This window comes from Myxococcus sp. AM011 (assembly GCF_013372595.1).
Taxonomy (GTDB): Bacteria; Myxococcota; Myxococcia; order Myxococcales; family Myxococcaceae; genus Myxococcus; species Myxococcus eversor.
In genome coordinates this window covers 1-25,513 of sequence record NZ_JABXEM010000168.1, presented here as the reverse complement: position 1 = coordinate 25,513, position 25,513 = coordinate 1, and the positions used below count along the sequence as shown (strand labels likewise).

Below are 25,513 nucleotides of genomic sequence, written 5' to 3'. Positions count from 1 at the left end.
CCGTGACAGCCGCCCCGCAGCCGCCCCCTCGCAACGAGGAGACGGCCATGGTCCGCGTGCCCACGCTCTCCGCGGAGCCCGGAAGCCACGCGGGTGCCCCCTCCCGTCGCGGCGCACCGGCCCGACGCAGGCCGCAGCCTCAGCTCCCCGCCGCCTTCTCCGACAGCGACACCACCGCCAGGCCCTCTCGAGGAGGCTTCCCCGACGGCGACACCACCGCCAGGCCCTCCCGAGGAGGCTTCCCCGACGGCGACACCACCGCCAGGCCTTCCCGAGGCTTCCCCGACGGCGAAGTCACCACCAAGCCTTCCCGGGGCTTCCAGGAGAACCGTCGTCCTCCCGAGCACCACGACGACGACGAGGACTCCCACGTCCACACCCTGCGGGGCGTCCCCGTCGTGCGCTCCAAGTCCCAGGGCTGGCTCAAGGTCCTCGCCGCGGTGCTCGTCCTCTTCGCGGTGGGCGCCGGAGCAGTCGGACTGGGACTCGATGGAGGCGTCGTGTCCGCCTGGGCCGCGCCCATGCTGGGGCTCGACAAGAAGGACCCGGAGGTGGCGCAGCCCACCCCGATTGCGCCCCCGAAGCAGCGCACCCCTCCTCCGTCGGAGCAGGCCAAGGCGCCTCCCGCCGACGACACGGGGACGGGCACCGGCACTCCCCCCGTCGTCGTGGAGAACAACGTCCCGCCCCAGGCTCCGGAGACGCCGGTGGTGGTCGACACGGTGGATGCCCTGCCGGAGCCGGAGCCGACCCCGTCCATCGACGAGGAGGAAAAGCCGGTGCGCAAGACGGCGCGCACCACCGTCAAGCGCTCCTCCAAGGAGTCGACCCGGACCAGCCGGCGCGTCACGCCCGATTCGAGCGAGGACAGCACAGCGGCCCCCACGGGAGAGCCGGGCTTCCTCACCCTCGTCACGGAGCCCTACGCCAAGGTGTATCTGGGGAGCCAGTCGCTGGGTGACACCCCGCTCTTCAAGGTGAGCCTGCCTTCGGGCAAGCACACGCTGAAGCTGGTGGACGGCGACGGCAAGGCACTCAAGCTGTCGGTCGACATCAAGCCCGGCGACATCACCGCCGTGCGAGTTCCGCTGGAGATGCTGTCCCGGCAGTAGTTTGTCCCGAGGGGCGGCAATCGCTCGGAGCGCCGTGCGTAGCCCGCCATGACGGGGCCTCTTCCAGGCCCCCTGCCTTGGGAGCGCGCCATGAAGACCGCCCGGATGTCCCTGCTCGTCCCCCTGCTGATGTTCGCGGGGGTGTCTTTCGCGGAGGACTCTCACGCGCAGAAGACCGAGACGCGCGAGGTCGATGACTTCGAGAGCCTGGCGGTGGGCCACGGCATCAAGGCCAAGGTGAAGGTCGGCCCCAAGTCCGTCCGCGTCGAGGGCCCCGCGGAGCTGCTCTCCCGCCTGCGACTCGTGGTGAAGGACGGACAGCTCACCACCGAAGTCGAGCGCCAGGGCGTCTTCGGCAACAACTTCTCCGGCGGCAAGGTCCGCCTGTACGTCTCCAGCCCCCAGTTGGAGGGCGTGGAGGCCAGCGGCGGCAGTCACGTCGAGGCGGAGGTCGCCGCCTCGGACGAGTTCTCCGCCGAGGCCAGCGGCGGCGCGGCCCTCACCGTGCGCGGAATGGACACGGACAAGGTCGAGGTCGAGGCCAGCGGCGGCGCCGTGGTGAATCTGGAAGGCCGCGCCCGGGAGCTGAACGTGGAGGCCAGCGGCGGCGCCGTCGTCAAGGCCATGGAGCTCAAGGGCGTGAAGTCCCTCGACGTGGAGGCCAGCGGCGGAGTGCGCGTGGAGGCGGACCCCTCGGAGCGCCTGTCCGTGGACGCCACGGGCGGCACCACCGTCCAGTGCGTCTCCCGCCCGCCCCGCACCGAGGTGAAGGCGCGCGGCGGTACCCGCGTCGTCTACCTCAAGGACTGAGCCCGGCGTGACGTGTCCGGGACGTCCCGGACGGAGAGGGAGCCCCCCTGGGTAGGGAGTGACACTACCTTTGTCGGTTCGGGCGACCTTGCTCCGGTGAGCGGGGGCGATTGGAATGCGGCTCCCCCCACCGCCGGAGAAGCCACAACATGACGGTCCCGATTCCTCCTCCTCCCTCGCAGGGCGCATCGGGACGCAACAAGGCAGCGCTGTGGAGTGGCGTGGGGCTGGTGGTGGCCCTCGCCGCCGGCGGCACCCTCCTCTTCCGGGCGGGCCGCGCGACGAGCCATGACGGGCACGAAGCCGGGGAACACGCCCACCGCGACGAGCCCTCGAAAGCGCCGCGCGCCGCGAAGCCCGCCGCCCCCATGGAAGTGCTGCGCCACACGGACCGCGCCGCGCGCGCCGCCGCCACGGGGGATTTGAAGAAGGCCCGCGAGTCGCTCGGTGAGGCGCTGATGCTGGCCCCCCAGCACGCGCCCGCCCTGCTGGTGCACGCGTGTCTGGCGCTCGAGGAAGGCAACGACGCGGAAGTCACCACGGTGCTGGCGCAGCTCACGGCCGCGGCGCCGGGGAGCAGGGAGGTGAAGCTGTTGGAGACGCTGCGCGAGCTGCGACGCGCGCCGGGTGTCTCCTGGCAGCAGGGCTTCCGCCAGGCATGGGTGAAGCTGGGCCGCCCCGACTTCCGCAAGAGCGAGCTGTTGCCGGGCGCCACGCCCCTGCCTCCGGACCCCACGCTGGCGGACTGGGAGAAGGGCGCGTGGGAGAAGGCCACCTCGGACGACGTCAAGCTGCGGCTGGCGCTCTCCACGCGCAGGCTGGACGCGGACAAGGCCCTGTTCCTGCTGGCGCAGGTGCCCCGGCTGGAGAACCCGGACCTCTACCTGGCCGTGCGGGACGCGCTGCGGGGCGAGTCCCTGCCGGAGTCCGAGCACGAGCGGGCGCGCAAGACGTTCCGCGAGAAGCTGGAGGCGCTGGCCAAGGCGCACCCGAACGCGATGCAGCTCCAGTTGCTCCTGTTGCTGGGTGACACGGAGTCCGGCACCGAGCTGACCGCCGCGGAAATCGACGCGCTGGAGCGCGTGGCGGCGCTGCCCGCCTGGCGGGAGACGTCTTTTCGGGAGGGCTACGTGGCGACTCGCCAGCTCCTGAAGGAAGCAGGCGTGCCGGATGCCAGCGCGCTGTCGATGGCGGTGGCCCTGCGGGGTATCAACGAGCGTGGGACGTGGATTCTGCGCACCCGCAACGTGGCGACGCGAGGCTCGCTCTCCGAGGAGGGCCGCAAACGCCTGGGCCGCATCACCCGGGACATCGGCGCGAGCATGGTGAAGCAGACCACCGTGGTGGAGCGGATGACGGGCCTGCAGTTGGTGCGCGGCGGCAACACGGACATGGGGGACGAGGCGGGCCGGACGCTGACGCTGAATCAAATCCAGGCGCTGGAGCAGACCATCGGCCAGTTCCAGCAGACGGCGATGGAGCGCTGGCCGCTGAACTCGCTGACAGAAGAACTGATGGAAGAAAGCACCCAGGACGAGCTGGGTTACCTGCGGTCCTTCGCGGCGGCGGCGCCCACGGGCACGGCGGCCCGGGTGGGGCCGTAGTCAGCGGGCAGGTGACGAGGTGACTCGGGCCCCAGGGAACGCGCTTCCCCCCGGGGCCCGAGCGGGCCCCCCACGATGCAACGGAGCCGCCGCACGCCGGACCTCCAAGGTCGTCCGGGCAACCGCACTCCTTCCACTCAAGCGCCGGGACCAAGGGGGTGCATCCCGGACAGGCCTCGCGTGGGCAATGTGGAACACGTCTACGTCTTTCAACGCAACGATGGCCGAAGAATATCGGGTACGCGGTGCATGTCCACCCGCAGGGTAAGTGCCACCGGGTGTGCCGTGTCAGGCCGGGTTTCCGAGGGTCGCATTCACCGCCGGCCCTGGAAATCTTTCCGGAAAAATTCGAGCAGGAACGATTGACAGCGCGCCCGGGCTGGCTTTGGCCCGCGCCTGACGCACTCGTGGAGCAGGAGCAGGCGTCAACGCGGGTTGTCAGGGCTGTCCACGGCGTTGACGGGGACTTGCGTCAAATCCGCTGAATCCCTGGCGCTTCAAAGGCTTGCATCGCTGGGAGGCGCTGGCCGTGGCGTTGCACTGAGGCCCGTGCATCATGCACGTCGCCTTCTACCTGTTGCTCGCCATCGGCCTCTTGGGGACCTTCGACGTCCTCTACTTCCACCTCTGGCGCGGCCGGCTCCATGAGCGTCCCGAGTGTCAGCGCGAGGTGCTCTGGCACACCGCGCGTCACCTCATCTACGCGCTCCAATTCCTCTGGGTGTCGCACGTGCGCTTCCAGGGGTGGGCGCTCGGGTTGCTCGTGGTGCTGTACGCCGCGGACATCTTCGTCGCGCTTGGCGACGTCTGGGAGGAGCGCGACAGCCGGGCGTTCCAGGGCGGTGTCCCCCGGGGTGAGTACTTCATGCACGTGGTGCTGAGCGTGCTGGTGGGGCTGTACCTCATGGCCACCTTCCAGGCGGTATGGAGAGATTGGTTCCTGCCCACGGGCCTGCGCGTGGACCCGCCCGATGTACCGGTGGCGCTGCGCACGCTGATGACGGTGATGGGGGTGACGGCGCTGGTCGTCTTCGTGAAGGACCTGGCGCGGTGGCTCGCCTTCCGTCGGCGGCCAGTGGCCACTCCATCGCGACAACCTTTACTCCAAAGGATTGTCGTGGAGGTGCTCATCCCCGCGCCCGTCGAGATGGTGTGGGAGCGCACGCAAGAGCCGGAGCTGCACACGGCGTGGGACGTGCGCTTCACGTCCATCCGCTACCTGCCGGAGGCCGATGAGCGAGGGTTCCACCTGATGGACTACCGGACGCACCTGGGCTTCGGGCTCGAAATCATCGGGTGGGGTCGCTACCTGGCGAACACGCCGCACGTGCGCTCGACGTTCGAGTTCGGCTCGGAGGACTGGCGGAGTCTCATCCTCCGCGGCCGTGGCGTGTGGCTCTACGAGCGCAGGCCCGAGGGGACGTTCTTCAAGACGGTGTTCGACTACCGCGCGCGGTACGGCGTGGTGGGGGAGGTGCTCGACGCGCTGCTGTTCCGTCCGGTGATGAGGCTGGGCACGGAGTGGGGCTTCGAGACGCTGCGGCAGTGGTGTGCGGGGGATGAACATGCTCCGGCACGAGGCCGCTCTCGCTGGCGCTTTGGATTGTTCGTCGTCGCGCGACTGCTTGGCAGGTCGCCGGCACCGGGCGCGGCGCGTTCGTCCCCCACGTCAAAACCCTGTGGAGAACTTGTGGAGGTGTCGTCATGAGCGACAGGGCCGTGGCGGTTCATCCCGGTCATCAGCGTCGGACTCGATTCGGCACGCACGTGGAGAGCACCGTGTCCCAGATGAACTCGACGACGGCGCTCCCACTCGGAGATGCACGACTGGAGGCCTTGCTCCGTTCGGAAGCTTCCCTGCTCGCGGATGCGCAACTGGAGGCCCTGCTTCATTCCGGAGAGCTCCACCCCGGGGACTCTCAATTGGAGGCCCTGCTCCAGGTGCACGCGCAGGCACGGCTCCATCCGGAGGAGCTCGATGAAGCGCGGACGGCCCTGCCCCATGCGTCGCTCGGAGCGCTGCGGAACTTCGCGCTCCGACACCGGGCCTGCCGACTCTCGCTGGGTCTGCTCTCGGACTTCTATCGCTCGCATCCGTGCCGCATGGCTCGGGTGCATGTGCTGGCGGCGAGCGCGGTGACACTCGGTCGCTTCTGGGGAGTGTCGGAACCCTTCGCGCGATTGGGCGCGGCCGTCATGCCCGTGGATGAGCGAGGCCTGCCCCGGACTCCAGAGTGGGCGTCCTATGCGCGCGCCTGCGAGGAGCACCTCCCGCTGGAGGTCCGTGACGAGCGCTGGATTGAAGCCCACATGCGGGACGTGGCCCGGGCTCGGGACGTGGGCCATGAGGCGGCCTTCCTCGAAGAAGCCCGCGCCCACGGACACGAGCCCCTGTGGCGTCTGCTGGTGCAGCACGTGGAGATGACGCTCGGCGCGCGCCTCTTCGACCAGCCCGCCCTCGCGGGGGCCGTCTCGGGTGAGACGGCGATTGCCCACGGACTGGCGCTGTCCCTGTCGCGCATGGTGAGCGCGAGCTGGAGCCTGCTGCGCCACTACGCCTTCTCCACCCTGCGCGCGCTGTGCCTGCCCCGCTGGCGCCATGTCCCGGGCCTGGTCGACGAGCGGCGCACGGCGTGGTTGCTGCTCGCGAGCTTCGTCACCGCGTGGACGGCGGCCAGTGTCTACCGTCGCGGCGTGAAGGCGGTGCATCGAGGCCAGCGCGCGCGGCCCTCGGATGTCTGGCCCCTGCTCGCGGCGGTGCTGGGTCCGGACCTGGGCCGCGTGGACCCGCGCGTCATCCGCTTCTATGCCAACCCGGGCGCGTGGAGCGCGCGCGCCTCTGTCACCTTCTCCTCGTGCACGGCGCGGCTGTTCGCCTGGGTCGCCACCCGACTGTCCGGCCAGGGCCTCTCCGAGCACGGGACACGTGCCTTCCCCGGACGCTTCCTCACCTTCCGCCGCGCGGATGGCTCCATGCACTTCGTCCGGGAGCTGTACTGCGACGGCGTGCTGCGACGATTCGACTCCGACTTCGTCCTGCGCGACGGCCGACTCCACGAGGTCTTCGTCGAGCACGGCCTGGACCTGGAGCTGGACGTGTCGGTCCTGGAGGACGGCGGCATCCGCTTGCGCGGCCAGACGCTGCGCTGGCGCGGCCTGGTGCTGCCGCCGTTCGGGCGCGGCGTGGAGTTCCGCATCCACCCCGCGTCGGACGCGACAGAGCGCGTGGACATCATCGGGACCTTCGGCGTCGAGGGGCCGGCGTCGCGACGAGCCCCCCTGGCCCGCATCCACTACGAGGCCTGGCGCCAGGGCGACGCCGTGCCTCCCGGGACGAGAGAACCTCAGTTGCCCGCGTAGGCGCGCTCCAGGGCGGCGATGTCGATTTTCTGCATCTTGAGCATCGCCTGCACCACCCGCCCGGCCTTCGCCGGGTCCTTGTCCCCCATCAACTGCATCAGCGTCCGGGGGATGATCTGCCAGGACACGCCGAAGCGGTCCTCCACCCAGCCGCACGGCTTGTGCTTTCCTCCACCGGCGGCGAGTTGCTCCCACAGCGCGTCCACCTCGGCCTGCGTCTCGCAGTCGACGAAGAGCGAAATCCCCTCGGAGAACTTGAAGTAGGGACCGCCGTTGAACGACAGGAAGGTCTCACCTTCCAGCTCGAAGGTGACGGACGTGGCCGCGCCGTCCGGGCCCCGGTTCACCGAGACCATCTTCGAGTTCTTGAACACCGACGTGTAGAGCTTCGCCGCCTCTTCCGCCTGGTTGTTGAACATCAGGAACGGGGTGATCTTCTTCATGGGGGCATCCTCGGTAGGGGGCGACACCAGGAGGGTGCCGACCTTTTGCCCTACGTCGAAGCCACTTCCGGTTCCTCGACATGCCCTTTTTATTTTCTTCGGATTTCGGGCCCGCCCCCTCTGACGTCAGTGGTCGGCCCCCTCGTGGTGGTCATGGCCCGGGCCGCCAAAAGTCCCCGGCCAGGGCTCCTTCGCGGGCAGCAGGCCCGGCATGGGGAAGCGCTGGAAGCGGGCCTGGCTGTAGGCAAAAGGTGGGTCACACTCGCCACAGGTGTTGGCCCCGTCCATCAGCACCAGGGCCCCGGGTGCCAGCTCCATCAACTGCGGAGTCGTCAGGGCCGAGTAGTCGAGCCGGCACTGGAAGGCCTCGGCGCCGTCCGACATGCCCACGCCCACCAGCAGTTGGTCGTTGTTGCCGTTGGTGGCCGTCGTGAGCACCAGCGTCCGGGGTGGCAGGCCCGGCGCATCCGGCCAGGACGCGAGCCGCAGCTCCTTCGTCGTGAGCTGCTGCCCCGAGCGCACCGAATACGTCCACACGGGGTTCAGCGAGGGCAGCTCGAAGCCCTTCAGCTGCGTGGCCATGGGCAGCGAGCCGCCGTCGTTCGGATTCACGGTGGTGCCCGGTGCGCTGGGCACCAGTCGCCCCCGAGTCGCCACCAGGCGGCCGAACTGCTGGGGAATGCTCGCCGCCACCGAGCCATCCGCCGTGAGCAGCGCCTGCGCCGCGCGCTCCTGGAACAGCAGCCCGTCCACCACCGCCAGCTCTCCGGCGCGGTGCGACTGTGACTTGCGCCAGCGCGGCACCCCGTCGGACGAGAAGGCCATCATCAGCGAGGGCGCGCCCGCCTGGAGTGGCGCCCCCACGTTCACCGTCTGCGAGAAGGAGACATACAAGTCCCCCAGCGCATCGGAGACGACACCGAAGGGGTGCGGGTGGTTGCACTCGGACAGCAGCGGGTCGCTCAGCTCCTGGGCGGACACCATCTGTCCGTACGCGTCCAGCACCACCAGGAAGTACATGCGACACAACGTCTCGCGGTTCAGCCCCGCGGGGTAGGCCTCGAACAGGGCCGCCAGCCGGTCCGGAGCCATCACCGCCAGCCGCGCGAGGAAGAGGCTGGTCGTGCGCTGCGCGATGTCTGGCCGTGCTCGCGACAAGTTGAAGGTCCACCGGGGCGCGCCCGTGTAGCGCTCCACCAGCGACACCGTGCCGTCCTCCGGCAGGTCCATGCACAGGAGCCGGTCATTCCACAGCATGCAGCGCCGGGCCGCGTCGCCGCTCAGCATGGGCACCGGGGCCGCGGCGTCGAGCAGCGCGGACGCGTAGAAGCCCGCCAGCGTCACGTCTCCTTCGGGCCCCACCAGCAGGTCATGCAGATTCACCCCCCGCACGGCCGCGTCGAGAATCCAGTCCGGCTCCAGCGACACCGCGGCGGGGCGCTCGCACACGGGCCCCCGGCAACGGCCCTCCGCCTGACACGGACTGGCCGCCGCGCAGACGAAGCCGTCCGGCAGGTTGCGCCGCGCGCACGCGCCTTCCACGCACACGTCGGCGGCGTCACAGCCGCGCTCCGTGCCACAGAAGGTGCCGTCCGGCGCATCGGCCAGGCCGCAACCGAGCTTCGAATCACACGTGCCCACCTGGCATGCCCCCGCTCCGGGACACGGCGGCGCGGGCACCGCGCGACACCCATCCAGCGCGTGGCACACGTCCGTGGTGCAGGCGTTGGCGTCGTCACACGGCCGCTCCAGGCCCCTGCACCGGCCTTGCTGACACGTGGCCATGGAGAGGCATGCATTGCCCGGGTCACACCCGGTGCCGTCCGGCAGCCGCGTCTCCACGCAGCGCTCGGACACGGGGTCGAACACCGCGCTGGCGCACACCACCGCCTGGCACTCCGGCGTCGGCCGGGCCTCGCCCGCGAGCACCAGCTCCGCGCGACCTCCGTCCGACGCGGTGCCGATGAGCCGGGCCTCGTACGTGCCCTGGGCCTGGGGGCTGAAGCGCAGCCGCACCGGCACCTCGCTCGCCCCCACGCGCGCGGGCAGCGCGTCCACCAGCGAGAAGGGCGCTTCCACCGAGGTCCAGGTGACGTCCAGCGGAGCACGCCCCGCGTTGAGCACCCGCACCTCCGCCTCGCGCACCCCGCCGGGATACGCGGGGGGGAAGTCCAGCCGGGACAGCGACAGCCGGAGCCGGCCCTCCGCGCCGACGAGGGGAGGGGGCTCGCGACATGCCGTCAGACAGGTACCGAGCACCGTCGCCCACAGGATGAATGCCCACCCCACCCCGCCTGCTCTCGTCGCGCGTGCCATGGGTGCCTCCCGTGCTCCTGCCCCCGCGTATAGTCCCGAGGCCCGGAGGATGCGAGGGGTCCGCCTGACGGCGCTGTCGGCCACCCGCCCTCCCACGGGCCCCGGGGAACGCGCCCGTTTCGGCTGCTGAACGCTCGCGCCTGTAGACTCCCTCGCGTCCGTCCTCCATCGGGAGTCCCCCATGTCCTCGCGTCCCACCCTCGTGCTCGTCCTGGCCCTGCTCGCGCCGTGGGCCCTTCCCGCCTTCGCGCAGGACGTGCCGCGCACGATGACCTTCCAGGGGCGCCTGGTGCGCGCGGACGGCACCCCGGAGAGCTCTCCGCAGGACCTCACCTTCACCCTCTACGCCTCACCCGTGGGAGGCGCCCCGCTGTGGCAGGAGAACCACCTGGCCGTGCCGGTGACGAATGGCTACTACGCGGTGGTGCTGGGCTCCTCGGTGGCGCTGGGGGACGACCTGGTGCGGCGCTCGGAGATGCACCTGGGCGTCGCGCTCGCCAGCCAGTCGGAGCTGACGCCGCGCTTCCGCATGGCCTCGGTGCCCTTCGCGTTGCGCTCCAGTGACAGCATCCGTCTGGAGGGCCGCGCCGCCAACACCTTCGCGCCCGTGAGCCACACCCACGCCAACGCCACCGCGACGACGGCGGGCTTCATGTCCGCCGCGGACAAGACGAAGCTGGACGCGCCCGCGCCCACGTATGGAGACGGCCTCATCGCCACCGGTACGCCCCTGGCCGTGCGCGTCAGCTTCCCGACGGCGGGCGGCACCAACGGCTCGGCCCGAGTCGCCGCGCGCTCCGACCACACGCACGCCAGGCCCGCGCTGTCATGCGGTTACAAGAGTGCCACCGGTAACGATTCGACGGACACCCGCGCCGCCATCGCCTGGTGCGCGACGGGCGAGACGCTGATGGGCGGCGGTTGCAGCGGACTCGAGGAAGCGCCCACTGGCGTCGCCTTCAACCCCACGGGCGTCACCTTGGAGAGCGGCGCCACGCAGACCCCGGGCGTGCCCGGCTACCGCTGCCGCAGCCACGCCGACAGCACCAGCGCTCCCACCGCCTACGCCATCTGCTGCCGCATTCCGTGAGCACCGGGACACCGCGTCGGATGCGTCACCCACGCTGACACTCGTGACTTCGTCCATCGCCAGGAGGTCGCAGCCTCACCGGAGAGCTGAACATCGAACGGAATGCTCGTCCCCTCGGGGAATGGAGGCGGGCGAGCCCACCAACGGCCCGCTTCCCCGCAGACACTTCAGCCAGCGGAACTCGAAACCCTGTGATTTTTTCAGATGGTCGTCTCTGACCCACTGCAACCGCGCGGAATAGTTGGATCACAGAAGGGTACGGTTCTAGCAGTCGGGGACGGCATGACCTCCGTCTCGGACACGGGCTCGCAATCCTCCCAGGCCTTCACCGTGCTCATCCCACGCGGGCTGCAAGGCAGCGTGGATGGCCTGCCTCAGGATGTGCGGCAGGCCCTGCTCTCGGAGCTGTTTCGCATGGCCTCGCTGGCACACCAGGAACGAAGCCTCCTGCTGCCCATGTCGGAGCCATATGCGTTGAACCTGGACCTGGATGGCTGCCACGTCACCGTGGAGATGGACCCATCCCGCTCGCGGCTGACCCTGGCGGGGCTCACGCGCGCTCGAGCGCTGGGCTGAGCCCGGCGATACGTGAACGAAGATGTCTCGACGGGCCGGCTACGAAGAATCCTGGGACCTCACCTACCTGGTGGAGCAGTTGCGTGAGCTCATCAGCCGCGACCTGGAGCTGGATGACGCGCTCGCGGAGGAGCTCGAGGACACCCTGGCCCGGCTCGTCCTGCGCAACCAGCGCCTGCGCGGACTGCAGCGCATGGTGAACGCGGAGCGCGACGCGGAGGACCTGGAGGTGCTGCGCAACGCGCTGGAGCACACGGACCGCGAGCTGCTCGCCCACCTGCCCCGGCTCCTCGAGCGTCTGCGCGAAGTCCACTCCTGAGCCGCCCCGCTCCCTACGGCGTGGCCCCCGGATGCAGCGTGTGGGTGGGTCCGCTCGCCGGAGGCCCTCCCACGCCCAGGCCCACGGAACCGGGCCCGATGGGAAGTACCGCCGCCGCTGGCGCCAGGCTTCCAGACTCGGCGCGCACGGGGCCCTCGCACGCGCCCGAGCGGCAGCCCTCCAGGCCCTGACACGGCCTGCCCACGCCACACGCCACCGACTGACACGTGCCCGCGCGGCACACCTGGCCAGAGGCACATGGGCTCACGGCCGCGCACGCCTCCGTGGCGGACAGGCACGCACCGGCGCGGCACACCTCGCCCGGGCCACACTGCGCCACGGTGTTGCAGGACAGCGCCTGGCACGCGCCCTCGCGACACACCTGCTGCGCGGGGCAGCTCACCGCCGAGCAGCCCGCGTTCGACACACAGCGGCCGTCCGCGCCGCAGCGCTCGTCGGATGCGCAGGAGAAGTCCGCCGTGCACAACACGCCCCGGCACTGTCCGCCGGAGCGGCACACCGTGCCCTGGGGACAGGCGACGCCCAGGCAGCCATCCCTCACGCACTCCGAGCCGATGCAGCGCTCGGTGGGAAAACACGCCGTGTTCGCATCGCAGCCCACGCGACGGCACGTGCCTCCGCGGCACACCTCGCCGTCGGCGCATGCCGTCCCGAGGCACGAGGGCTCCACGCACGCGCCCAGCTCGCACACGCGTCCGGAGCCACAGGCCACGCCCTGGCACGTGGTGGCGAGACACCTGCCCTCCACGCACGCCTGAGCGTCCGGGCACACCACGCCCTGGCACAGGTCGGGCGGCACCAGCGCGGTGCTCTTGTCGCAGCCAGCCAGCGCCACGAGCGCCACCAGCAACAGCCCCTTGAGTGGCATCAGGGCCTTCATGGCAGCAGCCCCGTCAGCGGCATCCGAGCGCTCATGTAGACAGCCCTCAGCGGCATCCGGGTGCTCATGGCAGTAGCCCCGTCAGCGGCATCCGGGCGCTCATGTAGACAGCTCTCAGCGGCATCCGGATGCTCATGGCAGCCGCTCCGTGCGGTCCGCCGCCGGCAGCGCCAGCGACTCCGGCCGCGTCAGCACGACGCCCAGCACCACTCCTGCCGCCGCCGCCAGGCCCACCCCGCCCACGACATAGGGCCAGAGGGCGCGGCGAGGTGCCTCTTCCACCGCCGTCTCCGAGATGGGGAACGTCGCCGCGTCACGCGCCGAGGCCACCGCCGCCGGCAGGACCTCGGTGGCCTCCAGCCGCAGCGGCGCGCGTGGGCTGCCCTGCTCGAAGAGAACCAGGCCCCCGGCGTCCCGTGCCACCGCGTAGGCCTCCACGGCGCGCGCGGGAGGCGCCTTCACGGACACGGGCCCCGACGGCGAGCCCACCGCCGCGGAGAACCCCGCCGCGCCCGGCAGGCGCACCGCCACCATCACCTCCGTGGCCACCTTCCGGGGCTGCGCCAACACCGCCGACACCCGGCCATCCGGCAGCCGCGTCACGGTGAGTGTGGCCCGCTGGCCCTCCATGGCGGCCCGTGCCGCGCGGAACGGCACCTGGACCTTGGGCCCCAGCGAGTCCTTCACCTGCGCCGAGGGCTCCAGGAGGAGAAGAACCTCGAATGCCTCCTGGGCCTCCTGGCGCTGCCCCATGAAGGCGCGAGCCAGTGCCAGCCCCCGCCATGCCTGAAGGCGCTCCACTCGCGTCCCAGGGCCCTCCAGGGCCTCCAGGAAGGACGTGGCGGCGGCATCGAACTCCAGGGCGTCGAACTGTTGCTCGGCGCGCACCAGCGGCGGCTCCGCGCCCCAGGCCTGGGTGGCGAACAGCCAGAACATGAAGGTCAACGCGCGCACGGCTCATCAGTCTACAACCGTGTTGCACCCGTCCACAGGCGTTGTCCCCAGCGGCCTGCTGCTTCTTTAAAAGCTTAATGTAGGTATTGATCAAATGGTGGAAGCAGTAGAGGGCTCGGATTTGGGGATAAGTCAGCAAGCTCGCGGGATAACTGACGAATTCGTCCGCTGCTACATGTGGGTAAACTGACGGTTTCCCCCGGCCTTCCACAGGGGCTGATCCACGCCACCGTTTCTCCACAACCTCACCCCCGCTATCCACAGGCCATCCACAGGTCTCCCGTGGATGAGGGGCGACCGGGCGTGACGGTGGATACTCACCACACGTCCGCGCCCTACAAGCCTGTTATCCTCCGTCGTGGTGCTGCTCCGGTGTCGGGGCGCTGTCGTGGAGGTTGCACCCATCGATTTTTATCGCGGCGAGCGCATCGGGAAGTACGAGGTCGTCACACAGTTGTCCGTGGGTGGCATGGCCGAGCTGTTTCTCGGCTTCACCTCGGGTCCGGGTGGCTTCCGTAAATACGTGGTCGTCAAACGCATCCTGCCGGACGCTCGGGACAACGAGCAGTTCGAGCGGATGTTCTTGGACGAGGCGCGAATCACCGCGGCCTTCAACCACCCCAACATCGCGCAGGTGTTCGACCTGGGGCAGGAGGAGGACGGCCTCTACCTGGCGATGGAGTTCATCGCCGGGCAGAACCTGAACCAGATAACGAGCGCGTGCCTGCGCGCCAGGCAGCCGGTGCCGCTGGGCTTCACGCTGTCGGTGGCGCGCGACGTCTGCATGGCGCTGTACTACGCGCACACCTTCACCGCGCCCTCGGGCGAGCCCAGCCCCGTCATCCACCGCGACGTCGCCCAGAAGAACATCATGGTGACGTACGACGGCATGGTGAAGCTGCTCGACTTCGGCATCGCCAAGGCGAAGGGCAGCCTGGAGCGCACCCACGCGGGCACGGTGAAGGGCACCACCGGATACATGTCTCCAGAGCAGGTGCGCGGCGACAAGCTGGATGGCCGCAGCGACCTGTTCTCGGTGGGCGTGATGATGCACGAGATGCTCACCGGCGCGCGCCTGTTCGCGGGACACACCGAGCGCGATGAGATGATGAAGATTCTCGAGGCGCCCATCCCCTGGCCCTCGCACGTCACGCCGCACGTGTCCGAGCAGATCTCCAAGGTGGTGATGCAGTCCTTGGAGCGCAGCCGCGAGAAGCGCTTCGCCAACGGCCGGGACATGGCGCGGGCGATTGAAGCCGCGGCGGGCTCGCTGATTCAGGACGCGGACCACCGCGGCTCGCTGATGAAGGAGCTGTTCACGGAGCGGATGGCGGCCACGCGCGCGCTGCTGGAGAGCGCGGACGGCACCGCCAACAGCCTGATGCTGGAGGCCGCCAAGCGCGCCCTGCGGGGGGATGACGGGCCGTACCTGCCGGTGCGCGAGAACCAGGCCACGCCGAAGACGGGCAACTCGTCGGTGCCGGACGCCAAGGAGCTCAAGAAGGCCTCCCGCAAGGTGTCCACGGTGAAGTCCGCCACGGGTCAGCCTCCGGCGGATACGGACCTCACGTCGGGACAGCGCCGGAGCTCGAACGTCCTGTGGGGCCTGGTGCTGCTCGCCATCCTCGGGGGAGGCGCCTATGGCGCCGTGCGCTTGAGCAGCGCGCTGGACGAGACGATGACGCCCGTCGTGGAGCAGACGCCGACCCAGGAGCTGAAGCGGTTCGACCCGGGGCTGCCCATCTACCAGGAGCCGGATGCGGGCACGCTGGCGGACGCGACGTCGACGAAGAAGCCGGAGAAGGGCAAGCCTCCGGCGGACGAAGACGCGGGCGCGAAGCCGGAGCAGGCTGTCGCCACGAAGCCCTCGCGGCAGACAGGCAAGCTGACCCTCATCGTGGGCAGCCAGCGCGCGCCCGTGTTCCTGGGGAAGCGGAAGCTGGGGACGACGCCCATTCTGGGCATGGTGGTGCCGGCGGGCACCCACACCTTGAGCATCATCGGCCCCCGGCAGAAGAAATACCCCCTCCAGGTTGAAATCAAAGCCGGCGAGACCACCGCCTTCCGACTGGATGGGTATCCCGAGGGTTGACCGCGTCGCGGTGGTGCTGGGGATGTGACGCGCGGTCCTGTTATCGTCGCGCCCCCTTCAACCCCCTGCGACGAGACTATGGCCGCGCTCACCATTGGCTTCCTGATGGACCCGCTCGAGACAGTGCGAGTGGACCATGACTCCACCTTCGCGCTGATGCTGGAGGCGCAGCAGCGCGGCCATCGGGTGCTCTACTTCGAGCAGGGGTGGCTGCGCTTCAACGGCCGCTGCGCGGAGGCGCGCATGCGCCACGTCACGGTGCGCCGGGAGCCGGGGCGGCACTTCGACGTGCTCGACGAGGCGGCGCGGCCGTTGTCGGAGCTGGACGTGCTCTTCCTGCGCAAGGACCCGCCCGTCGACGCGGAGTTCCTCCACGCCACGCAATTGGTGGAGCTGTGTCAGGGCCGCAAGCCCGTCTACATCAACGACCCGGCGGGCATCCGCGACGCGAACGAGAAGCTCTTCGCCCTGCGCTACCCGGACCTGATGCCGGACACCCGCATCACCCGCGAGCTGCCGGTGCTGCTGGACTTCATCGCCCGCAACGAGCAGGGCACCATCCTCAAGCCCATCGACGGCTTCGGCGGCAAGGGCATCCTCTTCCTGTCCAAGGGAGACCGGAACGCGCGCTCGGCCGTGGAGCTGCTCACCCAGGGAGGCCGCGAGGCCGTCGTCGCGCAGGCGTACATCCCGGAGAGCCGCCTGGGCGACAAGCGCATCCTCCTGGTGGATGGAGAGCCGGTGGGCGGCGTGCTGCGCGTGCCGTCCGGCGATGACCACCGGGGGAACATGGCCGCCGGTGGCACGCCCCACAAGGCGGTGCTCACGGCGCGCGACCTGGAAATCTGCGAGCGGCTCAAGCCCGAGCTGCGCAAGCGGGGCCTGTTGCTCGTGGGCATCGACGTGCTCGGCGACTACCTCACCGAGGTGAACGTAACGAGCCCCACGGGTCTGGTGGAGGCGAACCACCTGGATGGCGTGTGCGTGGAGGCCCGCGTGCTGGACGTGGCCGAGCGGCTCGCCGCCGAGCGTCCCTCGGCCTGACGGACGCAGGGCAGCGCCGAGTCACCTTCCGCCAAGGTCGGTTGTTTCGCGCCAAACGGAGGACGTTGGCTCGGCGTTTCGGGCAGTGCCGTGTCCGGTACCGGATTCCCGAGTGAAGCGTGAACTGAAGAATGGTTCATGTTTCATGGAAATTCGACGCGGTGCATAAAATGAATCCTGGTTCAGATTTCACCGTCGAGGCGACGCGGCGCGCCTTGAACCCGGGGAGTGCGGGGGAGTCACGTTGCGGCCCGTGGCCGTCCTTTCCCCCCATGGCGGCCCGGGAGGCACCATGTCCTCGCAGCGTCCTCGCTTCACTTCGACGTGTTCTCGATTCACCCTCGCCGCGTGGTTGTTCGCGGGAGTGTTGGGCTGTGGTGGGCTCGACGCGGAGCCCTCCGCGCGGTCCGAGCCGGAGCTAGCAGAGTCCGAGCAGGGGCTGACGCAGGTCACGGGCTTTGGCAGCAACCCGGGCAACCTGGCGATGTATCGCCACGTGCCGACGGGCGTACCGGCGAACGCGCCGCTGGTGGTGGTGCTCCACGGCTGCACGCAGAACGCGACGGGCATGGAGGCGAGTGGTTGGACGGCGGCGGCCAACGTCTACAAGTTCTACGTGGTGTATCCGCAGCAATCGAGTGGCAACAACGCCACCAGTTGCTTCAACTGGTTCGAGCCGGGTGACATCGCGCGCGGCTCGGGCGAGGCGCTGTCCATCAAGCAGATGGTGGACGCGATGAAGGCGGCGTACTCCATCGATGCGTCGCGGGTGTACGTCGTCGGCTTCTCGGCCGGTGGGTACATGGCTCCGGCGCTGCTCGCCACGTATCCGGATGTCTTCTCCGCGGGAGCCATCAACGCGGGCGGGCCGTACAAGTGCGCCACGTCGATGAACGCGGCGTTCTCGTGCATGAGCCCGGGCGCGGACAAGACGCCCGCGGCGTGGGGTGACCTGGCGCGCAGTGGCTACTCCGGCTACACGGGGCCGCGTCCGCCGGTGTCCATCTGGTACGGGACGAGCGACTTCACCGTCCGGCCGATGAACGGCACCGAGGCGATGGAGCAGTGGACCAACGTGCACGGCATCGACCAGACGCCTGACACGACGGAGACGGTGTCGGGCTTCCCGCACAAGGTCTACCGCGATGGCGCGGGCCGGGCCCTCGTCGAGACGTGGGAAATCACCGGCATGGGTCACGCGGTGGCGTTCGACGCGCAGTACAACTTCCCCGGGAGCACCACGGCGTGTGGCTCGGTGGGCGGGTTCGTGACGGACATGAACATCTGCGCCGTGTACCACCAGGCGAAGTTCTTCGGCATCGTCGGAGGCGGCGGTGGCGAGCCGAGCGGTGACACCACGCCGCCCGCGGTGAACGTGACGTCTCCTGCGAGCGGGACGACGGTGAGCGGCGCGGTGACGGTGGTGGTGAGCGCGTCGGACGCGGTGGGTGTCGCGCGGGTGGAGCTGCTGGTGGACGGCAGCCCGGTGGCGACAGATTCGGCGGCGCCTTACGAGTTCACCTGGAACAGCCAGGGCGTGGGCAACGGCGCGCACACGCTGGGGGCTCGGGCGTATGACGCCGCGGGCAACCAGGCGACGGACAACGATACGAGCGTCACGGTGAACAACACGGGGACGCCGACGTCCACGACGGCGACTTTCGCCAGCATCGCGGCGGAGGATGGATATCTGAAGGCGAACGCGGACGGCAGCGGCGTGGCGCTGGGGACGCTGACGAACCTGGCGCTGGGGCGCGGGACGGATGGGAAGTTCAACCGCTCCTTCCTCTCGTTCGACACGTCGAGCCTGCCGGATGGGGCGACGGTGACGCGGGCGTACCTCACGGTGAACTACTCGTCGGGCTCGGGAGACCCGTGGTCGACGCCGTCGGGGAACACGGTGGTCATCGACGTGAAGGCGGGCACGTTCAACGCGGCGTCCACGGAAGTGGCGGACTGGGCGGCGGCGGCCGGTGCCAGCGCGGTGGCGAGCATCGACAAGTTCGCGAGCGGGGCGAAGGCCTCGGGGGACTTCAGCGACGCGGGCCTGTCCTCCATCAACAAGACGGGCAGGACGCAGCTCCGGCTGCGCTTCAGCTTGGAGCAGACGGGGATGCAGTACCTGTTCGTGAAGGACTCGACGAACGCGGTGCTCACCGTCGGGTACACGCAGTAGCGTGAAGCGGAGGGGACGGTGGGTGTTGCCACTGTCCCCTCTTCCGCCGTGGCTCCCGGTGTTCCGCGTGAGTCAGTGATGCGCGTCTGTGTTCACGGTGGGTTCGGACACGTGTGGCGCGGCGGCCCGTCGAGCTGTGTCTTGCGCGAGTCCCCGATGGGCGCGTGGCGTGGAGGGCTCAACGGCTCTGCGGGCGGTTCCAACCGCGCGTGAGCTGTGCCACCACGGTCCGTGCCTGCTGTCGCTGTGACTGGCTCCACAGCCGGGGCTCGATGAACAGCGCGCCGCCGCTGCGCAGGGCGACCTCCCAGGCGAGCGCGGGTCTGCGTCGCATCGGCTCTGTCTCCAGCGCCGTGGCCAGTCCCTCGGCGGTGAGGCGCACGCCGCGCAGGTAGCGCTCCGTCTGCGTCAGGCTCGCGCGTCGCCCCGCCCACCAGTGCTCCACGGCGTGGGCATCCACGCGCCCGGGCAGCACTCGAGGCCCGGGCAGCATCTCGCGGAAGTCCTCCGGCGCGGGAGCTTCCTCTTCCTCCTCGGCGGAGTCCTCCTCGGAGAGCTCCTCCAGGATGAAGGGAGGCGCGAGCGGCAGGCCGGTGATGGCGGCGAAGGACGACGCGGCGAGCAGCCCGTGGTCTTCATCATGAAGCAGGGGAAGCAGTGCCTCCGCGGCGGCGAGCTTGCCGCTGAAGCCCAGCGCCCAGATGACCTCCTCGCGGACGTCTTCATCCGCGAGCCGACCCACCAGGTCCGCGAAGTCCTTCGAGTCACCCGCCACGGCCAGCGAGAGCAGCACCGTGCGCGGAGAGGGCTCCTGGGACAGGGCCCGCTCACGAGCGAGCATCCACGCGTCACGTGAGCCGAACATCATGCCCACCTCCAGCGCGGCGTCACGCAGGACGGCGCTGTCGTGGCCCAGCGCGCGCTTCACCTGGGTGTCGCCCAGGGCTGTCCGAGGCACGAACGGCAGGGCGCGGAGGACCTCGGCCTGAAGGGCGTCGTCCCCGTTCAACGTGTCGGGCAAGGCGAGCCGCTGGAGTCGTCTCGCTCGGATGATTCCCGCCTGGACCTCGGGTGGAAGTCCCGGCAGTCGCTTCAGGAAGGCCGCGTGGAGGTCATCACGCGCGAGCAGCTCCAGCGCGCGGAGAATGCCGGGGCCCGCCTCCTCGGGAGTGGCTTCGAGGCACTTGAAGACGGCCTCGTGCCCGCTCGTGTCCTCGGAAGCGAGCAGCACCCAGGTGGCCACGGCGATGCGAGCGGGCTCCTCGGAGGCGAGTGCGGGCATCAGGAAGCGTTGGGCCGCGGGAGGACCTCCCAGGACGAGCGCATCCAGATGGGCGAGCAGCCGTCCCTCGTCACCCTGCGAGACTTCCGGGAGGGTGAGCTCCGGACTCCAGAGGGCCTGTTCCCATTGAGTCCAGAGGAACTCGGCCTCTTCGAGGTGATGCTCCAGCAGCTCCCAGCGAACGGTGGGCCGGCGAATGGTCACAGCTCCTTTTCGCAGACCAGGCACTTGGCCTTCATCTCGTCCTGGCCGAGCGCGATGACGGGCCCCTGGAGCAGCGGCGCGGGCGGGGTGTTCTTGTCGTTGTGGAGCATGAGGTCGAAGGTCCGAGCCACGCTCTTGCCTTCGAACTTCACGTCGAAGGAGTAGTTGACGAACTCGGCCTTGCCCTTGGTCTTGCTGGAGGCGACGCCGCCGCCGGCGGTGCCCGCCTCGTCACCGCTGCTGGTGCTGAAGTTGGAGTCCTCGACGCAGACGGGCTTGCCGTCCACGGAGACCTTCTTCGTGCCCTTCGCGGTGTCGGAGGACATGGCGATGTTGGGGTACGGGATGGGGATGGGGCCGGCGGGGCTGGGCGTCTTGCACACGTCCGGGAAGGCGATGGTGTTCCCGCCGGTATCCTTGTGGACGACGGACAGCTTGTTGACACCGACGGTCGCGCTCATGGGGGTGACTCCTGACGAGGCCGGGCCTCGAGTGCCGTGAGACAAGTGTATCGCTCCCGGGGCGCTGGCACGAGCGGGGGTGGTGGTTCGGGGTGACGCCTCGTGGAAGACTCTGTTTTCAGGCGATGGAGGCCGAGGCGCGCATGGTGGGATGGGTCCAGGTGATGGGGATGTCGTCGTCGTTGGGGGGGCTCTGGCCCGCCTCGGCGGCGTTTCGAGCAGGGACGGCCTGGCCGTCGGCGGCGCCCGACTTCGAGGTCTTCCTGAAGGGCGACGAGGAGCCGAGCCCCGTCACGGTGCACGCGGCGGGAGATGCCACCCTGGGTTTCTCCGGCGTGGGGCGCCTGATTGCGCTCCTGGCGGAGGCGCTGGTGGACCTGGGCGCGCGGGAGGACCTGCGAGCGCTGGGGCCGCACGTGGGGCTCTACCTGGTGTTGCCGGACCCGGAGGCGCGGGGCTTCACGACCCAGAAGGACCCGTTCGAGGAGGACCCGGACGAGGTGTCGGAGCGCATCGCGTTGCTGGTGGACCGGCTGGTGAAGGGGACGTGGCAGGCGTTGGGCCTGCCGGCGTGGAGGGGACAGGTGAAGGCGTTCCACGCGGGGAACGTGGCCTTCGCGCAGGCGTTGGCGGTGGCGGGAGAGGACCTGCGAGGTTCTAAGGTGGAGCGCGCGCTGGTGTGCGCGGTGGACAGCTTCGTGTCGCCGGAGACGCTGACGTTGCTGCATCAGCGGGAGCGGCTCAAGACGCCGGGGATGGCCACGGGGTTGATGGCGGGAGAGGCCGCGGTGGCGCTGTTGCTGGTGCGTGAGGCGCCGGTGGAGCCGAGCCTGGCGGTGGTGCGAGTGGCGCAGGGGCGTGATGTGTCGCCGCTGGATGGGGATCAGCCGCCGGATGGACAGGAGCTGACGCGGCAGGTGCTCGCGGCGCTGGGACCGATGGGGGCGGAGGCGTCCGCGCCGTTGCTCGTGTCGGACCATGATGGCCAGTACGCGAGGGCGTTCGAGTGGGGGATGCTCCAGGTGCGCCTGAGGGACACGGATGCCCGCTTCGAGCGAGGCGCGGTGTGGATGCCGGCGAAGAGCTTCGGGCACACGGGAGTGGCGTCTGGGGCCGTGGCGACGGCGCTGACGTTTCGGGCACTGGAGCGGGGCTATGCGCCGGCGCCCGTGGTGCTGGTGCTCTCCTCGGCGGAGGCGGGAGAGCGGGCGGTCATCCACCTGACGGCGGGGCGCAAGCGGGGCACGTAGTCGGGGCAGCGGGGCTCAGAGCTCCATGCCGTTCCAGCCTTCGGCCTCGTAGACCTTGAAGCCGGTGAGTCCTGCCTGCTCGAAGGCGGCGAGGACGTCTTCACGGATGAGGATGAGGCGGCGATCCAGCGTGCAGCGGAACATCTTGGCCTGGGGACGGATGGAGGCTGCCTTGATGGCCAGCTCTTCAATGAGGCCAATCTGGTCCTTCTCAAGGGAGTCCATCTCGTAGGTCGAGCGCTCCATGTCGATGGCGTCCTCTGCACCGAGCAGATTGAGAAAGGCATAGTCGGGACCGACGACGTTGCCTTTGTGGTCCTTGACTACGACGGTCAGCCACTCAGCATTGGTGATTTCCAGCGACTCGATGACCTTGCGAGCCCGTCCCGAGACGAGCAGGTTGCTCATGAGGTTGGGTTGGAAGTCATACAGGTTCCGGTCATCGGGGTAGTTCTTGGAGAAGGAGACTTCGCCACCCATGGGAAAATCCTTGGCGAGGCTGATTCCTTCATCGAACTTCCAATCGGTAGGGCTACCTTTTGGATGTTTTTCAATATAGCCCGCTTCTTCCGCCATGACCTTGAAGACGAAGTATTTCACGGGCAATCCTGTGCTCGAATGCGCTTCATGCTTCCTCTTCGGACTCTTCCATCCAGCGCAGGAAGCGCATGGCGCCCACTAGTGCGAGGACGGGTTCCCCTTCTTCATCACTGAAGCGGATGGCGTCGTGTTCGTCCGAAAGGCTGACCTGGATGCAGTACATGGCCATGTCCTTGCCGGGTCGGACCAGGTCCTTCATCCGCGCGTCGATGACGCGTGAATGCAGTTCCAGGACCTCGGTGTAGACCTCGTCCAGGGGAAGCAGCACCCCACGGACCCCCTCGCGCGCTGTGACGAAGCACGGCACCTGTTCCTCGAGGACCCGAGCGACGATGTCAGCGGGTTGTTCTTCGATGCAATTGGCTTCGAACATGATGACTCAGACCTCCAGACCATCCCAGCCTTCAGCGTCGTAGACATTGAAACCAGTCAATCCCGCCTCGACGAAGGCGGCATGGACGTCCTCACGGATGATGATGAGGCGGCGCTCCATGGTACGGCGGAACATTTTGGCCTGAGGACTGATGGCGTCATGCTTGAGTACAAGGTCCTTGACGCGACCAATCTGCTCCTTGTCGATGTCATTCATCCTGTACTTGGAGCGTTCCATGTCGATGGCGTCTTCGGCGCCTTGCACGTTGAGGAAGGCATAGTCGGGACCGACGACGTTGCCTTTGTGGTCCTTGACCACGACGGGAAGCCACTCTGCGTTGGTGACCTCCAGGGATTCGATGAGCTTGCGCGCCCGTCCTGAAACCAGGAGGGTGCTCATCAGATTGGGTTGGAAGTCGTAGAGGTTCCGGTCATCAGGATAGCTCTTGGAGAAGGAGACCTCGCCGCCTGTGGGGAACTCCTTGGCGAGGCTGATGCCTCTGTCGAACTTCCAGTCCGTCGGGCTACCGCGGGGATAGCTCTCGATGAACCCTGCTTCTTCAGCCATGACCTTGAAGATGAAGTAGTTCATGGAAGTGATGGGTTTGATCCTCGGAGAATCAAAGGTTCAGACCGTTCCAGCCTTCGGCGGTATAGACTTTGAAGCCTGTCAGTCCCGCCTCGACGAAGGCAGTATGGACGTCCTCACGAATGAGAGTGAGTCGGCGTTGCATGGTGCAGCGAAACATCTTTGCCTGGGGATTGATGGCGTCGTATTTGAGGGCCAATTTCTTGACGCGGCCGATCTGATCTTTCGCCAGAGAATCCATCCTGTAGACCGAGAGTTCCATGTCGATTGCGGGCTCGGCGCCCTGCAAATTGAGGAAGGCGTAGTCGGGACCTACGACATTGCCCGCGTGGTCCTTGACGATGACTGGCAGCCACTCGGCGTTGGTAAGTCCCAGCGATTCGATGAGTTTGCGTGCTCGCCCTGAAACCAGGAGGTCGCTCATCAGATTGGGCTGGAAGTCGTAGAGGTTCCGGTGGTCAGGATAGTTATCAGAGAAGGACACCTCACCACCCATGGGAAACTCCTTGGCGAGGCTGATGCCCTCAGCGAACTTCCAGTCAGTAGGGCTCCCTTTGGGATACTCATCAATGAACCCTCCTTCGACCGACATGACCTTGAAGACGAAATACTTCATCGTGAATCCTTTTCCTTAGCTCAGTAAAGAGAGCCCCATTCATAGCGGCTCATTGCTTTCTTGTCTTTCGGGGCATATCTCACAAGAGGATGTGCGTACTCTTTGCCCGCCGTGACAGATGCGACGACAGCCCTGCTCAAGTCGACGAGGATGTCCCAGTAGTCGTCTTCCAATTCTCTCAACTTGTTGAATATATCCGTGACCAATAGTCCGTGGTCTTTCTGTTTATCAATCTCCTTCTGTAGATTATTGGAGATGACTTTCATGTCCTGCATCACCTGCTGCGTGTAATTGGGATGGTCGCCCGGGTGTTGCAGGAGCGCGTGGACCGGCACCGCCCACGCCTGGTCCGGTAGCATGATGATGTTGTGGCCGTGATTCAGGTTGTACTCGGACTGGAGAATCAACCGGAGCTGCTTGTACGTGAAGGCGGGCCCGCTCTTCAGCTCGTAATAGAACGCCGAGCCCGGGAGGATGTGGTGAGCCTCCCATGCGTACGGGTACTTCTGGAGCGCTGGCTTCTTCTCCTTGTCCTTCGCCCCTGGATTGAAGTTCTCCGGCGGTCCTCCTGGGAACTCCGCTGTCTCGCGCACCATGTCCCGGATTTCATCCAGGTGGGGATGGTCGAACACGCGGTACACGCCGCGCCCATCCAGCGACCCGATGTAGTTCGAGCCATTCTGCGCATACGAGTTGTCCTTGCCGAGAACCCCACGCGGCGGCGCGTTGCTGTCGACATGGTCGGCGTCGTCCGCGGACTCCTCCGCCGGCTTCGGCTTCTTCTTCTTGGCCTCCTTGGCCTCCTTGGCCGCCGCGTACTTCCGGTCCCGGCTTCGCTCGAAGATGGCCAAGAGGCGCTGCGACAGCGCAGTGTTCATCTCTTTCGCACTGAGGTTGCTCATGCGCACACCCACCCTGGAGCGAGGCTGGCGCAAGGTCGCCACCCCGTGACGTCAATGCTGCCCGAAGGCTCGTTTCCAGGCTACGCTCACCCGCACTTCTCCCATGGCTCGCCTGATTTCCCTTCGCGCTGACGCGGCTGACTCACTGGGTGAAAAACTGAGCCGGTTCGACCCCGGTGCCGACCGCCCCAGTCTCCTCACCCGGCTCGACGGCATCACCCTCGACCTGCACGTCATCGCCGTCGCCACCCTGCTCGTCGATGGCAACCCCCAGGGGTTCTTCCTCAACCTCTGCCGGATGGCCGAGAACGCTCGCCGCCCAGGCCATCGCCGCAGCCAGCCTGAAGGCCGGCCATGGCCAGCGCGAGCGCCAGCCAGACTCCTCGCATCGTGTCCATGGAGAAGACCGTCTTCCGTCAGGGTGCCGGCGTCGCGGCCCG

The 25,513-nt window shown here is 68.4% G+C and carries 23 protein-coding genes and 1 pseudogene; 12 read left to right on the top strand and 12 right to left on the bottom strand.

Annotation, left to right across the window (positions count from 1 at the left end; genetic code table 11):
• The 5 genes and pseudogenes from HUW62_RS29930 to HUW62_RS29910 form a co-directional block, all read left to right on the top strand.
• A pseudogene (locus tag HUW62_RS29930) lies at positions 1–1,112 on the top strand (hypothetical protein); the annotation flags it as partial.
• 90 nt (positions 1,113–1,202) lie between these two features.
• A complete protein-coding gene (locus HUW62_RS29925) occupies positions 1,203–1,922 on the top strand; it encodes a head GIN domain-containing protein (protein ID WP_163868674.1) in 720 nt (239 codons plus the stop codon).
• 149 nt (positions 1,923–2,071) lie between these two features.
• The gene (locus tag HUW62_RS29920; protein WP_163868673.1) at positions 2,072–3,526 is read left to right on the top strand and encodes a tetratricopeptide repeat protein; all 1,455 of its coding nucleotides are present in this window, start codon (positions 2,072–2,074) and stop codon (positions 3,524–3,526) included.
• Between the two features lie 556 nt (positions 3,527–4,082).
• Positions 4,083–5,234, top strand: a complete 1,152-nt coding sequence (locus tag HUW62_RS29915) for an SRPBCC family protein (RefSeq protein ID WP_176436348.1) — start codon at positions 4,083–4,085, stop codon at positions 5,232–5,234.
• Positions 5,231–6,886, top strand: a complete 1,656-nt coding sequence (locus tag HUW62_RS29910) for a DUF4166 domain-containing protein (RefSeq protein ID WP_176436347.1) — start codon at positions 5,231–5,233, stop codon at positions 6,884–6,886. The genes HUW62_RS29915 and HUW62_RS29910 overlap by 4 nt, the downstream gene beginning before the upstream one ends.
• Here HUW62_RS29910 and HUW62_RS29905 read toward each other — a convergent pair.
• Positions 6,871–7,329, bottom strand: coding sequence for a VOC family protein (locus HUW62_RS29905; RefSeq protein ID WP_163868670.1), 459 nt, complete (start codon positions 7,327–7,329; stop codon positions 6,871–6,873). The genes HUW62_RS29910 and HUW62_RS29905 overlap by 16 nt on opposite strands.
• Positions 7,330–7,455: 126 nt before the next feature.
• The gene (locus HUW62_RS29900; RefSeq protein ID WP_176436346.1) at positions 7,456–9,645 is read right to left on the bottom strand and encodes a tenascin-X; all 2,190 of its coding nucleotides are present in this window, start codon (positions 9,643–9,645) and stop codon (positions 7,456–7,458) included.
• A gap of 181 nt (positions 9,646–9,826) precedes the next feature.
• Here HUW62_RS29900 and HUW62_RS29895 point away from each other — a divergent pair, with 181 nt between their 5' ends.
• The 3 genes from HUW62_RS29895 (at position 9,827) to HUW62_RS29885 (ending at position 11,630) form a co-directional block, all read left to right on the top strand.
• Complete coding sequence (locus HUW62_RS29895) at positions 9,827–10,735, top strand: hypothetical protein (protein ID WP_163868668.1); 909 nt, start codon at positions 9,827–9,829, stop codon at positions 10,733–10,735.
• Between the two features lie 282 nt (positions 10,736–11,017).
• Positions 11,018–11,311, top strand: coding sequence for a hypothetical protein (locus HUW62_RS29890; RefSeq protein WP_163868667.1), 294 nt, complete (start codon positions 11,018–11,020; stop codon positions 11,309–11,311).
• A gap of 22 nt (positions 11,312–11,333) precedes the next feature.
• Entirely contained in the window at positions 11,334–11,630 is a 297-nt protein-coding gene (locus HUW62_RS29885) for a hypothetical protein (protein WP_163868666.1), read from the top strand.
• 13 nt (positions 11,631–11,643) lie between these two features.
• Here HUW62_RS29885 and HUW62_RS29880 read toward each other — a convergent pair whose 3' ends face one another.
• Positions 11,644–12,531 (bottom strand): hypothetical protein, encoded by an 888-nt coding sequence (locus HUW62_RS29880; RefSeq protein ID WP_176436345.1) that lies wholly within the window; start codon positions 12,529–12,531, stop codon positions 11,644–11,646.
• A gap of 132 nt (positions 12,532–12,663) precedes the next feature.
• Entirely contained in the window at positions 12,664–13,485 is an 822-nt protein-coding gene (locus HUW62_RS29875) for a hypothetical protein (protein WP_176436344.1), read from the bottom strand.
• A gap of 388 nt (positions 13,486–13,873) precedes the next feature.
• On the opposite strand from HUW62_RS29875, the gene HUW62_RS29870 reads away from it, so the two are divergent.
• The 3 genes from HUW62_RS29870 (at position 13,874) to HUW62_RS29860 (ending at position 18,797) form a co-directional block, all read left to right on the top strand.
• Positions 13,874–15,577 (top strand): serine/threonine-protein kinase, encoded by a 1,704-nt coding sequence (locus HUW62_RS29870; protein ID WP_275902404.1) that lies wholly within the window; start codon positions 13,874–13,876, stop codon positions 15,575–15,577.
• A gap of 78 nt (positions 15,578–15,655) precedes the next feature.
• Positions 15,656–16,621 carry a glutathione synthase gene (gene gshB, locus HUW62_RS29865; protein ID WP_176436343.1) on the top strand — a complete coding sequence of 322 codons (966 nt, stop codon included), beginning with the start codon at positions 15,656–15,658 and terminating at the stop codon, positions 16,619–16,621.
• Positions 16,622–16,913: 292 nt separating this feature from the next.
• Entirely contained in the window at positions 16,914–18,797 is a 1,884-nt protein-coding gene (locus tag HUW62_RS29860) for a PHB depolymerase family esterase (RefSeq protein ID WP_176436342.1), read from the top strand.
• A gap of 178 nt (positions 18,798–18,975) precedes the next feature.
• On the opposite strand, the gene HUW62_RS29855 is transcribed toward HUW62_RS29860, so the two are convergent.
• Both HUW62_RS29855 and HUW62_RS29850 read right to left on the bottom strand, forming a co-directional pair.
• Positions 18,976–20,283 carry a hypothetical protein gene (locus HUW62_RS29855; RefSeq protein ID WP_163868661.1) on the bottom strand — a complete coding sequence of 436 codons (1,308 nt, stop codon included), beginning with the start codon at positions 20,281–20,283 and terminating at the stop codon, positions 18,976–18,978.
• Positions 20,280–20,744, bottom strand: a complete 465-nt coding sequence (locus HUW62_RS29850; protein ID WP_176436341.1) for a DUF4150 domain-containing protein — start codon at positions 20,742–20,744, stop codon at positions 20,280–20,282. Before HUW62_RS29850 ends, HUW62_RS29855 begins: the two co-directional genes overlap by 4 nt.
• A 143-nt stretch (positions 20,745–20,887) precedes the next feature.
• Here HUW62_RS29850 and HUW62_RS29845 point away from each other — a divergent pair, with 143 nt between their 5' ends.
• Positions 20,888–21,994 (top strand): hypothetical protein, encoded by a 1,107-nt coding sequence (locus tag HUW62_RS29845; RefSeq protein WP_176436340.1) that lies wholly within the window; start codon positions 20,888–20,890, stop codon positions 21,992–21,994.
• Positions 21,995–22,009: 15 nt separating this feature from the next.
• Here HUW62_RS29845 and HUW62_RS29840 read toward each other — a convergent pair whose 3' ends face one another.
• From HUW62_RS29840 to HUW62_RS29815, 6 genes are all read right to left on the bottom strand, one after another.
• A complete protein-coding gene (locus HUW62_RS29840) occupies positions 22,010–22,594 on the bottom strand; it encodes a DUF1629 domain-containing protein (RefSeq protein WP_176436339.1) in 585 nt (194 codons plus the stop codon).
• Positions 22,595–22,619: 25 nt separating this feature from the next.
• Positions 22,620–22,967: a hypothetical protein gene (locus HUW62_RS29835; protein ID WP_176436338.1), complete on the bottom strand. Its 348-nt coding sequence runs from the start codon at positions 22,965–22,967 to the stop codon at positions 22,620–22,622.
• 6 nt (positions 22,968–22,973) lie between these two features.
• A complete protein-coding gene (locus tag HUW62_RS29830; RefSeq protein ID WP_176436337.1) occupies positions 22,974–23,558 on the bottom strand; it encodes a DUF1629 domain-containing protein in 585 nt (194 codons plus the stop codon).
• A 28-nt stretch (positions 23,559–23,586) separates the two neighbouring features.
• Positions 23,587–24,171, bottom strand: coding sequence for a DUF1629 domain-containing protein (locus HUW62_RS29825; RefSeq protein ID WP_176436336.1), 585 nt, complete (start codon positions 24,169–24,171; stop codon positions 23,587–23,589).
• A 20-nt stretch (positions 24,172–24,191) separates the two neighbouring features.
• Positions 24,192–25,073, bottom strand: coding sequence for an AHH domain-containing protein (locus tag HUW62_RS29820; protein ID WP_176436335.1), 882 nt, complete (start codon positions 25,071–25,073; stop codon positions 24,192–24,194).
• 142 nt (positions 25,074–25,215) lie between these two features.
• Positions 25,216–25,401, bottom strand: coding sequence for a hypothetical protein (locus HUW62_RS29815; protein ID WP_176436334.1), 186 nt, complete (start codon positions 25,399–25,401; stop codon positions 25,216–25,218).
• Between the last annotated feature and the right edge of the window lie 112 nt (positions 25,402–25,513).

Excerpts from the sequence above, each read along its gene's own strand:
- HUW62_RS29890 (WP_163868667.1), top strand. The coding sequence starts at position 11,018 with ATGACCTCCGTCTCGGACACGGGCTCGCAATCCTCCCAGGCCTTCACC.
- HUW62_RS29915 (WP_176436348.1), top strand. The coding sequence starts at position 4,083 with ATGCACGTCGCCTTCTACCTGTTGCTCGCCATCGGCCTCTTGGGGACC.
- HUW62_RS29910 (WP_176436347.1), top strand. The coding sequence starts at position 5,231 with ATGAGCGACAGGGCCGTGGCGGTTCATCCCGGTCATCAGCGTCGGACT.
- HUW62_RS29830 (WP_176436337.1), bottom strand. The coding sequence starts at position 23,558 with ATGAACTACTTCATCTTCAAGGTCATGGCTGAAGAAGCAGGGTTCATC.
- HUW62_RS29885 (WP_163868666.1), top strand. The coding sequence starts at position 11,334 with ATGTCTCGACGGGCCGGCTACGAAGAATCCTGGGACCTCACCTACCTG.
- HUW62_RS29905 (WP_163868670.1), bottom strand. The coding sequence starts at position 7,329 with ATGAAGAAGATCACCCCGTTCCTGATGTTCAACAACCAGGCGGAAGAG.
- HUW62_RS29925 (WP_163868674.1), top strand. The coding sequence starts at position 1,203 with ATGAAGACCGCCCGGATGTCCCTGCTCGTCCCCCTGCTGATGTTCGCG.
- HUW62_RS29845 (WP_176436340.1), top strand. The coding sequence starts at position 20,888 with ATGGTGGGATGGGTCCAGGTGATGGGGATGTCGTCGTCGTTGGGGGGG.
- HUW62_RS29895 (WP_163868668.1), top strand. The coding sequence starts at position 9,827 with ATGTCCTCGCGTCCCACCCTCGTGCTCGTCCTGGCCCTGCTCGCGCCG.
- HUW62_RS29820 (WP_176436335.1), bottom strand. The coding sequence starts at position 25,073 with ATGAGCAACCTCAGTGCGAAAGAGATGAACACTGCGCTGTCGCAGCGC.
- HUW62_RS29850 (WP_176436341.1), bottom strand. The coding sequence starts at position 20,744 with ATGAGCGCGACCGTCGGTGTCAACAAGCTGTCCGTCGTCCACAAGGAT.
- gshB (WP_176436343.1), top strand. The coding sequence starts at position 15,656 with ATGGCCGCGCTCACCATTGGCTTCCTGATGGACCCGCTCGAGACAGTG.
- HUW62_RS29920 (WP_163868673.1), top strand. The coding sequence starts at position 2,072 with ATGACGGTCCCGATTCCTCCTCCTCCCTCGCAGGGCGCATCGGGACGC.
- HUW62_RS29825 (WP_176436336.1), bottom strand. The coding sequence starts at position 24,171 with ATGAAGTATTTCGTCTTCAAGGTCATGTCGGTCGAAGGAGGGTTCATT.
- HUW62_RS29815 (WP_176436334.1), bottom strand. The coding sequence starts at position 25,401 with ATGGCCTGGGCGGCGAGCGTTCTCGGCCATCCGGCAGAGGTTGAGGAA.
- HUW62_RS29860 (WP_176436342.1), top strand. The coding sequence starts at position 16,914 with ATGTCCTCGCAGCGTCCTCGCTTCACTTCGACGTGTTCTCGATTCACC.
- HUW62_RS29835 (WP_176436338.1), bottom strand. The coding sequence starts at position 22,967 with ATGTTCGAAGCCAATTGCATCGAAGAACAACCCGCTGACATCGTCGCT.
- HUW62_RS29900 (WP_176436346.1), bottom strand. The coding sequence starts at position 9,645 with ATGGCACGCGCGACGAGAGCAGGCGGGGTGGGGTGGGCATTCATCCTG.
- HUW62_RS29880 (WP_176436345.1), bottom strand. The coding sequence starts at position 12,531 with ATGAAGGCCCTGATGCCACTCAAGGGGCTGTTGCTGGTGGCGCTCGTG.